Genomic DNA, 595 nt, shown 5'->3' on the forward strand with positions numbered 1-595 from the left:
TAGCGGACAAATTGGTGAGAATGTTAGCACCAGTCATTGAAGAAAATGACGGTCGTTGTTTCTTCTTATGTACTTCTCACAGCATGATGCGTGAGTTGGGAGAGAAGTTCCGTGAGGTGTTGGATCTTCCGGTTCTTATGCAAGGTGAAATGAGCAAGCAAAAGACTCTTGCAGAGTTTATGGAGCTGGGTAACGCTTTGCTTGTGGCGACGGGGGCGTTTTGGGAAGGGATCGATGTTAGAGGTGACGCACTGAGCTGTGTTATCATCGACAAATTGCCGTTTACTGCCCCGGATGATCCGCTGCTAAAAGCCCGAATTGAAGATTGTCGATTGCGTGGTGGTGAGCCGTTTGCTGAAGTGCAAATCCCCGATGCGGTGATCACTTTGAAGCAGGGCGTAGGGCGTTTGATTCGAGATCAGAAAGATCATGGTGCATTGATCATTTGTGACCATCGCCTTGTCACCCGTGACTATGGCGGCACGTTCCTTGGAAGCTTGCCTCCGATCCCAAGAACACGAGATTTAGAACGTATCAAAGCGTTTCTTAAAGAAGAATAATTAGTCGCAGCCTGTGCTGTGATGTAACCAAATAA

At 47.7% G+C, this 595-nt stretch carries 1 protein-coding gene; it reads left to right on the forward strand.

Translation table 11 applies throughout. The annotated features are described in order from the left end of the window. Positions 1–560 (forward strand): ATP-dependent DNA helicase (locus tag R7040_RS28130; RefSeq protein ID WP_318097840.1); only part of this gene is annotated, 560 nt, incomplete at its 5' end. Positions 561–595: the final 35 nt, after the last annotated feature.

This window comes from Vibrio sp. 1069, assembly GCF_033340555.1.